The sequence below is a fragment of the Pseudomonas sp. FW306-02-D09B genome (assembly GCF_058782685.1).
Genome location: NZ_JBYSXY010000037.1, coordinates 1 through 9,599, shown reverse-complemented (window position 1 = coordinate 9,599; position 9,599 = coordinate 1). Strand labels below are relative to the sequence as shown.

At 58.4% G+C, this 9,599-nt stretch carries 8 protein-coding genes; 6 read left to right on the top strand and 2 right to left on the bottom strand.

The annotated features are described in order from the left end of the window. Nucleotides 1-171: 171 nt before the first annotated feature. Complete coding sequence (locus tag AC3WK5_RS28975) at nucleotides 172-1,665, bottom strand: CoA-acylating methylmalonate-semialdehyde dehydrogenase (RefSeq protein WP_103320457.1); 1,494 nt, start codon at nucleotides 1,663-1,665, stop codon at nucleotides 172-174. 75 nt (nucleotides 1,666-1,740) lie between these two features. Beyond that, nucleotides 1,741-3,090 carry an omega-aminotransferase AptA gene (aptA, locus tag AC3WK5_RS28970; protein ID WP_103320459.1) on the bottom strand — a complete coding sequence of 450 codons (1,350 nt, stop codon included), beginning with the start codon at nucleotides 3,088-3,090 and terminating at the stop codon, nucleotides 1,741-1,743. Between the two features lie 138 nt (nucleotides 3,091-3,228). Between aptA and AC3WK5_RS28965 the strand changes: the two genes are divergently transcribed. The 6 genes from AC3WK5_RS28965 (at nucleotide 3,229) to AC3WK5_RS28940 (ending at nucleotide 9,440) form a co-directional block, all read left to right on the top strand. Continuing rightward, the gene (locus AC3WK5_RS28965; protein ID WP_054594143.1) at nucleotides 3,229-4,149 is read left to right on the top strand and encodes a LysR family transcriptional regulator; all 921 of its coding nucleotides are present in this window, start codon (nucleotides 3,229-3,231) and stop codon (nucleotides 4,147-4,149) included. 109 nt (nucleotides 4,150-4,258) lie between these two features. Then, the gene (locus tag AC3WK5_RS28960; RefSeq protein ID WP_054594144.1) at nucleotides 4,259-4,909 is read left to right on the top strand and encodes a TetR/AcrR family transcriptional regulator; all 651 of its coding nucleotides are present in this window, start codon (nucleotides 4,259-4,261) and stop codon (nucleotides 4,907-4,909) included. Nucleotides 4,910-4,920: 11 nt separating this feature from the next. After that, nucleotides 4,921-5,502, top strand: a complete 582-nt coding sequence (locus tag AC3WK5_RS28955) for an IMPACT family protein (RefSeq protein ID WP_103320461.1) — start codon at nucleotides 4,921-4,923, stop codon at nucleotides 5,500-5,502. 555 nt (nucleotides 5,503-6,057) lie between these two features. Next, nucleotides 6,058-6,744, top strand: coding sequence for an SDR family oxidoreductase (locus tag AC3WK5_RS28950; RefSeq protein ID WP_103320463.1), 687 nt, complete (start codon nucleotides 6,058-6,060; stop codon nucleotides 6,742-6,744). A 230-nt stretch (nucleotides 6,745-6,974) separates the two neighbouring features. Further along, entirely contained in the window at nucleotides 6,975-8,333 is a 1,359-nt protein-coding gene (locus AC3WK5_RS28945; protein WP_103320465.1) for an 8-oxoguanine deaminase, read from the top strand. Nucleotides 8,334-8,486: 153 nt separating this feature from the next. Next, nucleotides 8,487-9,440 carry an adenosine deaminase gene (locus AC3WK5_RS28940; RefSeq protein ID WP_103320467.1) on the top strand — a complete coding sequence of 318 codons (954 nt, stop codon included), beginning with the start codon at nucleotides 8,487-8,489 and terminating at the stop codon, nucleotides 9,438-9,440. Nucleotides 9,441-9,599: the final 159 nt, after the last annotated feature.

Here is a 9,599-nt window from a genome sequence, read left to right as displayed (position 1 = left end):
TACCAAGGAGTTTTCCGTTTCGACTGCGCCGGAAGTGGGGCGAATTATAGACTTCCAGAATCTGCCGTCAACACCTATTTTCATAAATCTGTCATATCAGTCAAAAAGCCCCGAAAACACGAAGGCCGGTCCACCACCATATAGAGGTGGACCGGCCTTCTGCCCTTCTACTTACAAGCTTGGGAATGCGAACTGCGAGGCTTCATGGCTTGCACGTTGTGGCCAGCGCTGGGTAATCGCCTTGCGACGGGTGTAGAAACGCACACCATCCGGGCCATACGCATGCAGGTCACCAAACAGCGAACGCTTCCAGCCACCAAAGCTGTGGTAAGCCACTGGGACCGGCAGCGGAACGTTAACCCCAACCATGCCGACTTCGATCTCATCGCAAAACAACCGCGCCGCCTCACCATCACGGGTGAAGATGCAGGTGCCGTTGCCATACTCGTGATCGTTGATCAGTTGCATAGCCTCTTCCAGGCTATTGACCCGAACGACACACAGCACCGGCCCGAAGATCTCCTCTTTATAGATACGCATCTCTGGCGTGACGTTATCGAACAGGCAGCCACCCAGGAAGAAGCCTTCCTCATGACCAGCCACGCTCAGACCACGACCATCGACGATCAGGGAAGCACCGGCAGAAACACCGTCCTCTATATAGCCACTGACCTTGTCGCGAGCCTGACCGGAAACCAGTGGCCCCATGTCCAGACCACACGAAGTGCCGGCGCCGATTTTCAGCGCCTTGATTTGCGGAACCAGTTTGGCCACCAGAGCATCCGCAACCTGATCGCCAACGCACACGGCTACCGAGATCGCCATGCAACGCTCGCCACAAGAACCGTAAGCCGCGCCCATCAGAGCGCTGACTGCGTTATCCAGATCGGCATCCGGCATCAATACCGCGTGGTTCTTCGCGCCGCCCAGTGCCTGGACGCGCTTGCCGCGCTTGGTGCCCTCGGCGTAAATGTATTCGGCAATCGGTGTCGAGCCGACGAAGCTCAGTGCTTTGACTTCAGGTGCTTCGATCAACGCATCGACCGCAGCCTTGTCACCGTGAACCACGCTCAACACGCCTTTCGGCAGGCCGGCTTCCAACAGGAGCTGAGCGATCAACAACGTCGAGCTTGGATCACGCTCGGATGGTTTGAGAATGAAACAGTTACCGCAGACGATCGCCAGCGGATACATCCACAACGGCACCATCGCCGGGAAGTTGAACGGGGTGATACCGGCCACTACACCCAACGGCTGGAAGTCCGACCAGGCATCGATGTTCGGGCCCACATTACGGCTGTATTCGCCTTTGAGGATTTCCGGCGCCGCACAGGCGAACTCGACGTTTTCGATACCGCGCTTCAATTCACCCGCGGCGTCTTCCAGCGTCTTGCCGTGTTCTTCACTGATCAATTGAGCGATACGCGCTTCGTTCTGCTCCAGCAATTGCTTGAAGCGGAACATCACCTGGGCGCGTTTGGCCGGTGGCGTGTTGCGCCAGGCCGGAAATGCAGCCTTGGCTGAGTCGATGGCTTTTTGAATGGTTTCACGGCTGGCCAATGGCACTTTATGGATTGGCTGACCAGTGGACGGGTTGAACACGTCAGCAGTGCGAGCGTTATCGGTTACCAGTTCGCCATTGATCAAATGCGGGATGAGGCTCATGCGGGGCTCCTGAAAAATTGTCCACAGACGCGCATCGCTGCGCGTCCGTTATTCGTTCTTATATAGAAGGGCTAATCAGTCGATCTTGTTCAGCACTTCGCCGACCGCATCGAACAGACGATCAAGATCCTGCGGCTTGCTGTTGAAGGTTGGGCCGAACTGCAGGGTGTCGCCGCCGAAGCGCACATAGAAACCCGCCTTCCACAGCGCCATGCCCGCCTCGAATGGACGCACGATAGCGTCGCCATCGCGCGCAGCGATCTGGATCGCACCGGCCAAGCCGTAGTTACGGATGTCGATGACGTTCTTCGAGCCTTTCAGACCGTGCAGCGCATTCTCGAAATGTGGCGCGACTTCGGCCACGCTCTGCACCAGGTTTTCCTTTTGCAGCAGGTCGAGTGCCGCCAGGCCGGCAGCACAAGCCACCGGGTGCGCGGAATAGGTGTAACCGTGCGGGAATTCCACTGCGTATTCCGGCGTCGCCTGGTTCATGAAGGTCTGGTAGATCTCCGAGCTGGCAATCACCGCGCCCATCGGGATCGCGCCGTTGGTAACCTGCTTGGCAATGCACATCAGGTCAGGAGTCACGCCGAAGCTGTCAGCACCGAACATCGAACCGGTACGACCGAAGCCGGTGATGACTTCGTCGAATACCAGCAGGATGTTGTGCTGATCACAGATTTCGCGCAGCCGCTTCAGATAACCCTGAGGCGGAACCAGTACACCGGCAGAACCGGCCAGTGGCTCGACGAACACCGCAGCGATATTCGAGGCGTCGTGCAGTTCGATCAGTTTGAGCAGCTCTTCGGCCAGGGCAATACCGCCCTCTTTCGGCATGCCACGGGAATAGGCATTACTGGTCAGCAGGGTGTGCGGCAGGTGGTCGACGTCCATCATCGCCTGACCAAACAGCTTACGGTTGCCGTTCACGCCACCCAGGCTGGTGCCGGCGATGTTCACGCCGTGGTAGCCACGGGCACGACCAATCATTTTGGTCTTGGTCGACTGACCTTTCAGACGCCAGTAAGCGCGGACCATCTTCACGGCTGTATCGGCGCACTCGGAACCGGAGTCAGTAAAAAACACGTGATTCAGATTGCCCGGGGTCAGCTCGGTGATTTTCTCGGCGAGCTGGAACGACAGCGGGTGACCGTACTGGAAGCCCGGCGAGTAATCGAGGGTGCCCAACTGTTTGGCCACCGCTTCCTGGATTTCCTTGCGGGTATGCCCTGCGCCGCAGGTCCACAGACCCGACAGCGAGTCATAGACTTTACGGCCCTTGTCGTCGATCAGGTAGCTGCCTTCAGCGGCAACGATCAGACGCGGATCGCGCTGGAAATTGCGGTTGGCGGTGTACGGCATCCAGTGGGCATCGAGCTTGAGTTGGCTGGCCAGGGAGACCGGGGCGTTTTCAGGCACGTTCATGAGCAAAACCTCGCAGGGCAATAAGCGGCGTAGGGATTAAAAGCGTTCTTGCAGCTAAGTTGCCACGACGATAAAGTCGGTGAAATCCAACTTTTCTAACCTTCAGTCAGCCAATCACTAAACTTTTGAGTAAAAAGCATGAGCAGCCGCCGACCCGATCCACTGGCGCAAGTCAGTGACTTTGATATCCGCCTGCTGCGGATCTTTCGCAGCGTGGTCGAGTGCGGCGGCTTCTCCGCAGCGGAAAGTGTGCTCGGGATTGGACGCTCAGCCATCAGCCAGCAAATGAGCGATCTTGAACAACGACTGGGTCTGCGCCTGTGTCAACGTGGTCGAGCCGGGTTCTCGCTGACCGAAGAGGGCCGCGAGGTCTATCAATCGGCGTTGCAGCTATTAAGTGCGCTGGAAAGTTTTCGCACCGAGGTCAACGGACTGCATCAACACTTGCGCGGTGAATTGACCATCGGCTTGACCGACAACCTCGTCACCCTGCCCCACATGCGCATCACCCACGCACTGGCGCAGTTGAAAGAGCGTGGACCGGACGTGCAGATTCAGATCCGCATGATCGCGCCCAATGAAGTCGAACAAGGCGTGCTCGACGGTCGCTTGCACGTCGGCGTGGTGCCACAGGCCAGCGCCTTGTCGGGGCTTGAGTATCAGCCGCTGTACAGCGAGCGTTCGCTACTCTACTGCGCGGTCGGCCATCCATTGTTTTATGTCGACGATAAACAGCTGGACGATGAACGCCTGAATAGTCAGGACGCGATCGCTCCGACCTTCCGTCTACCGGCCGAGATCCAGGCGCATTATCAGGCGCTCAACTGCACTGCCAGCGCATCGGACCGCGAGGGCATGGCGTTTCTGATTCTGACCGGGCGCTACATCGGTTACCTGCCAGACCACTACGCCAGCCTGTGGGTGCAGCAAGGTCGCTTGCGCGCGCTCAAACCCGACACCCGTTTTTATGACCTCAGCCTGGCTTCCGTCACACGCAAGGGGCGGCGCCCGCATTTGGTACTGGAAAGCTTCCTGGAAAGCCTTGCGGCGACTCGATAAACCGCATGAAAGGCCCAGCTTTGACGCTTTTATCGCAACAAGGCTTGTCGGATTCCTGTGGGTGCGCTATCAACGCACGGTGCACCCACTGACCCGCTCGGAACCGCCCATGACCTTTGAAGTCCCAGCCCACGCAGGTAAGCCTGCCAGCCGCATTCGTCAGAAGAACGAAGAGGCGATCCTCAAAGCCGCCGAAATCGAATTCGCTCGTCACGGCTTCAAGGGCACCAGCATGAACACCATCGCGCAGAATGCCGGGCTGCCCAAGGCCAATCTGCACTACTACTTCACCAACAAGCTTGGTCTGTACATCGGGGTGTTGAGCAACATCATTCAGTTGTGGGACAGCACCTTTAACACCCTTACTGCCGAAGACGATCCCGCTGAAGCGCTGACCCGCTACATTCGCGCCAAGATGGAATTCTCCCGCCGCCAGCCGCAAGCCTCACGGGTGTTCGCCATGGAAGTCATCAGCGGTGGTGAATGCCTGACCGAGTACTTCAATCAGGATTACCGCGCCTGGTTCCAGGGCCGCGCGGACGTGTTTCAGGCCTGGATCGATGCCGGCAAGATGGACCCTGTAGACCCGGTGAACCTGATCTTCCTGTTATGGGGCAGCACCCAGCATTACGCCGATTTCGCCACGCAAATTTGCCGCGTCACCGGTCGTACCAAACTGACCAGGCAGGACATGGAAGATGCCAGCAATAACCTGATCCGTATCATTCTTAAAGGCTGCGGCCTCACCCCAGCCATTTAAGACCTTCAGCCATGCCTTTTACCCTCGCAGGCGTTTGCGAATACCGTGAAGAGATTCGCAAAAGCCGCTTCATCGCCCTCGCGGCACCGATCACCAGCGCTGCCGAGGCGCAGGCGTTCATCGAGCAGCACAGCGACCTGAACGCTTCACACAATTGCTGGGCCTGGAAACTCGCCGATCAGTACCGCAGCAGTGACGATGGCGAACCGGGCGGCACTGCTGGCCGACCGATACTCGCGGCGATTGAAGCGCAGGATTGCGATCAGGTCGCGGTCGTGGTGATTCGCTGGTACGGCGGCATTCAACTGGGAACTGGCGGTCTCGCACGGGCCTACGGCGGCAGCGCCAATAAATGCCTGCAAGGCGCCGAGCGGATTGCCCTGATCAGCCGGGTGCCGATTCGTTGTGCCTGCGGCTTTAGCGAATTGGCGCTGGTCAAACTGCGTGTCGCGGAGCTGGGCGGGTTGGTGGTGGAAGAAACCTTCACCGCCAATGGTGTGGAACTGCAACTGGCCATCGGTGAGACGCAGATCGATACCTTGCAGCGTCAATTGGCGGATGTGAGTCGCGGGCGGATTGTGTTGCAGCGCTGAAAAACAGGCTGCGATCTTTTAGGGCATTGGCGCCATGCCAACATTTCCGACACTTGCCCACAACCGCTGTGCACCCGGCTGTGGATAACCTGAGCACACAGCGCTGTAACCCTTCCGCCACGTGGCTTTGCGGCCATTGATCATTTTTCGTTCAATTGGCTATCCACAGGTTCAATTCCACCGTAAAACAAACAGTTAGAGCGGCATATCACCTTTAGAAGAAAGCCTTACAGTGCTTATGCCCGGGTTTTGAGCTTGCGCACAAATACTGTGGAGCAACCTGTGGATAACCCGTTCATGGCTGGCGCAGTCGCATAGCCGGCATAGCCTGCAGCCACATGCTCACTTTTTAACCAGATTGCCGGGAGCCAAAACTGCACCCAATCCTGCAGCTCGCCCTTAAGTAGTGCCTGACCCCGAATCTAACTTCTGCATTTGATCGTCCAACGTCTGGGCTTTACGCTTGGTGAGATCGGTGAGTTACGCCAGGAACTGCAACAACGGCTCGTGCAACGTTGCCCATTGAACCCATGACTTTTTTCAAGGAAGCCACTCATGTCTACGGTAAAAACCGCACTGATCATCGGCGCCTCACGCGGCCTTGGCCTTGGGCTGGTGAAAACCCTGCTGGCCGACGGCTGGCAAGTCACCGCCACGGTGCGTAACCCACAGAACGCCGAGGCGTTGCAGGCACTGGGCAAGGTACAGATTGAAAAGCTCGACATGGACGATCAGCAAGCGGTGATCGCCCTCAGTCAGCGACTCAAAGGCCAGGTGTTCGACCTGTTGTTCGTCAACGCCGGCGTCAAAGGCCCGGAGGTGCAGACACCCGGTGGCGCGACGCTGACCGAAGTGGGTCAATTGTTCTTCACCAACGCCGTGGCGCCCATCAATCTGGCCCAGCGCTTCGTCGGGCAGATCCGCGAAGGCAGCGGTGTGCTGGCGTTCATGAGTTCGGTGCTCGGCAGCGTGACGATGCCTGATGCGCCAGAACTGGCACTGTACAAAGCCAGCAAAGCGGCGCTGAACTCGATGACCAATAGTTTCGTCACACAGTTGGGCGAACAGAAACTGACCGTTTTGTCGCTGCATCCAGGCTGGGTGAAAACCGACATGGGGGGTGAAGGCGCGGACATCGATGTCGACACCAGCACTCGCGGGCTGGTCGATCAGGTGAACGCCTATGCCGGTAAGGGTGGGCATCATTTTGTGAATTACCGGGGTGAAACGATTCCCTGGTAATGCTTGCCTGACAGGACGCCATCGCGGGCAAGCCTTGCTCCCACACGATTTGTATTAATCCCGGAGCCGGGATACGACACATGACCTGTAGGAGCAAGGCTTGCCCGCGATAGACCGCGAAGCGGTCTCCACGTAAACTCTGAACTTCGCCCCCCGCGGCGACCCTGGATCAGCAGACAGGGCAACACTGAGCTGGCGAACCTGAACCCAATTTTCAGAGGAGCCGGCAAATGCCTGCGACCCGTATCTGGTTAAAAAATCCCCTCGCGATCTTCACGGCCAACGACCTCGATGCCCGTGGTGGCCTGGTGCTGCAAGACGGTTTGATCGTCGAAGTACTCAAGCAAGGCCAACAACCGGCGACGCCCTGTGGACAAGTCTTTGATGCCTGCGAGCATGTGATCCTGCCGGGACTGATCAACACCCACCATCACTTCTATCAAACCCTGACCCGCGCCTGGGCACCGGTGGTCAATCAGCCGCTGTTCCCCTGGCTGAAAACGCTTTACCCGGTCTGGGCTCGACTGACCCCTGAAAAACTCGCGCTGGCAACCAAGGTGGCCCTGGCTGAATTGCTGCTGTCGGGTTGCACCACTGCCGCCGACCACCATTACCTGTTTCCCGAGGGGTTGGAAAACGCCATCGACGTGCAAGTCGAAAGCGTCCGTGAACTCGGCATGCGCGCCATGTTGACCCGTGGCTCGATGAGCCTAGGTGAAAAGGATGGAGGCCTGCCGCCCCAGCAAACCGTGCAGCAAGGCGAAGTGATTCTCGCCGACAGCCAACGCCTGATCGCCGAGTACCACGAACGTGGCGACGGTGCGCAAATCCAGATCGCCCTGGCGCCCTGCTCGCCGTTCTCGGTCACGCCGCAAATCATGTCGGCCAGCGCCGAACTGGCGAATACGCTCGATGTACGCCTGCACACCCACCTCGCCGAAACCCTCGACGAAGAAGACTTCTGCCTGCAACGCTTCGGCCTGCGCACCGTGGATTACCTGGACAGCGTTGGCTGGCTCGGCCCACGCACCTGGCTGGCGCACGGCATTCACTTCAACCCCGACGAAATCGCCCGACTCGGCGCGGCGGGTACCGGCATTTGCCATTGCCCGAGTTCGAACATGCGCCTGGCATCAGGCATTTGCCCAACCCTGGAGCTGACGGCTGCCGGCGCACCGCTGGGCTTGGGTGTCGACGGTTCGGCATCCAACGATGCCTCGAACATGATCCTCGAAACCCGTCAGGCGCTGTACCTGCAACGGCTGCGTTATGGCGCAGAGAAAATCACCCCGGAGCTGGTGCTGGGCTGGGCCACCCAGGGTTCGGCGAAGCTGCTCGGTCGCAGCGACATCGGCGAACTCGCGGTGGGCAAGCAAGCGGATCTCGCGTTGTTCAAACTCGATGAGCTGCGCTTCTCTGGCAGCCATGACCCGATCTCGGCATTGCTGTTGTGTGGCGCGGATCGTGCAGACCGGGTGATGATCGGCGGCAAATGGCGAGTGATCGACGGGCAAGTCGAAGGGCTGGACCTGAAAGGCTTGATCGCCGATCACAGCCAGGCGGCACGGCAGTTGATCGCCAACATCTGACCGGACTCCATTGTAGGCAAGGGCTGGCCCTTGCCTACGTTGCCGACACCCAGGCTTATGGGGTGGCTGGATGAACCGACCGGTCAGGTTTTGCTAATTGTTTCTACAGGCATCTGTAGAATGCTCACTATCTGTACCTGATGAGAAAAGAATATGTACGACTGGCTGAACGCCCTGCCCAAGGCAGAATTGCACCTGCACCTGGAAGGCTCGCTGGAGCCTGAGTTGCTGTTCGCCCTGGCCGAACGCAACAAGATCGCCCTGCCGTGGAGCGACGTCGAAACCCTGCGCAAGGCCTATGCCTTCAACAATCTGCAAGAGTTCCTGGACCTGTATTACCGGGGCGCCGATGTGTTGCGCACCTCTCAGGATTTCTACGACCTGACCTGGGCCTACCTGTTGCGTTGCAAGGCGCAGAACGTGATTCACACCGAACCGTTCTTCGATCCGCAAACCCATACCGACCGTGGCGTGCCGTTCGAAGTGGTGCTTAACGGTATCGCCAGCGCATTGAAGGACGGTGAACAGCAACTGGGCATCACCAGCGGTTTGATCCTCAGTTTCCTGCGCCACTTGAGCGAAGAAGAAGCCGAGAAAACCCTCGATCAGGCGCTGCCGTTCCGTGATGCGTTTGTCGCCGTCGGCCTGGACAGTTCAGAGATGGGACACCCGCCGAGCAAGTTCCAGCGCGTGTTCGATCGCGCTCGTCATGAAGGTTTCCTGACCGTTGCTCACGCTGGTGAAGAAGGCCCGCCGGAGTACATCTGGGAAGCCATCGATCTGCTGAAAATCCAGCGGATCGACCATGGCGTGCGCGCCATCGAAGACGAGCGCCTGATGCAGCGGATCATCGACGAACAGATCCCGTTGACCGTTTGCCCGCTGTCCAACACCAAGCTGCGCGTGTTCGACGACATGTCCCAGCACAACATCCTCGACATGCTTGAGCGTGGCGTGAAGGTTACGGTGAACTCGGATGACCCGGCGTACTTCGGCGGTTATGTCACCGAAAACTTCCATGCGCTGTATACCCATTTGGGCATGACCCAGGATCAGGCCAAGCGCCTGGCGCAGAACAGCCTGGATGCACGGTTGGTCAAACCGTAAGACTGCAGAAAATCTAATGTGGGAGCGGGCTTGCTCGCGAAAGCGGACTGACATTCAACATCAAGGCAGGATGTTATGGCCCCTTCGCGAGCAAGCCCGCTTGTATGTTTAGACTTGAAGGGGTGGGTGGGACTAAAAGCCCGATTCTGACTCTAGCCA

Excerpts from the sequence above, each read along its gene's own strand:
- AC3WK5_RS28960 (WP_054594144.1), top strand. The coding sequence starts at position 4,259 with ATGACCTTTGAAGTCCCAGCCCACGCAGGTAAGCCTGCCAGCCGCATT.
- AC3WK5_RS28965 (WP_054594143.1), top strand. The coding sequence starts at position 3,229 with ATGAGCAGCCGCCGACCCGATCCACTGGCGCAAGTCAGTGACTTTGAT.
- AC3WK5_RS28945 (WP_103320465.1), top strand. The coding sequence starts at position 6,975 with ATGCCTGCGACCCGTATCTGGTTAAAAAATCCCCTCGCGATCTTCACG.
- aptA (WP_103320459.1), bottom strand. The coding sequence starts at position 3,090 with ATGAACGTGCCTGAAAACGCCCCGGTCTCCCTGGCCAGCCAACTCAAG.
- AC3WK5_RS28975 (WP_103320457.1), bottom strand. The coding sequence starts at position 1,665 with ATGAGCCTCATCCCGCATTTGATCAATGGCGAACTGGTAACCGATAAC.
- AC3WK5_RS28940 (WP_103320467.1), top strand. The coding sequence starts at position 8,487 with ATGTACGACTGGCTGAACGCCCTGCCCAAGGCAGAATTGCACCTGCAC.
- AC3WK5_RS28950 (WP_103320463.1), top strand. The coding sequence starts at position 6,058 with ATGTCTACGGTAAAAACCGCACTGATCATCGGCGCCTCACGCGGCCTT.
- AC3WK5_RS28955 (WP_103320461.1), top strand. The coding sequence starts at position 4,921 with ATGCCTTTTACCCTCGCAGGCGTTTGCGAATACCGTGAAGAGATTCGC.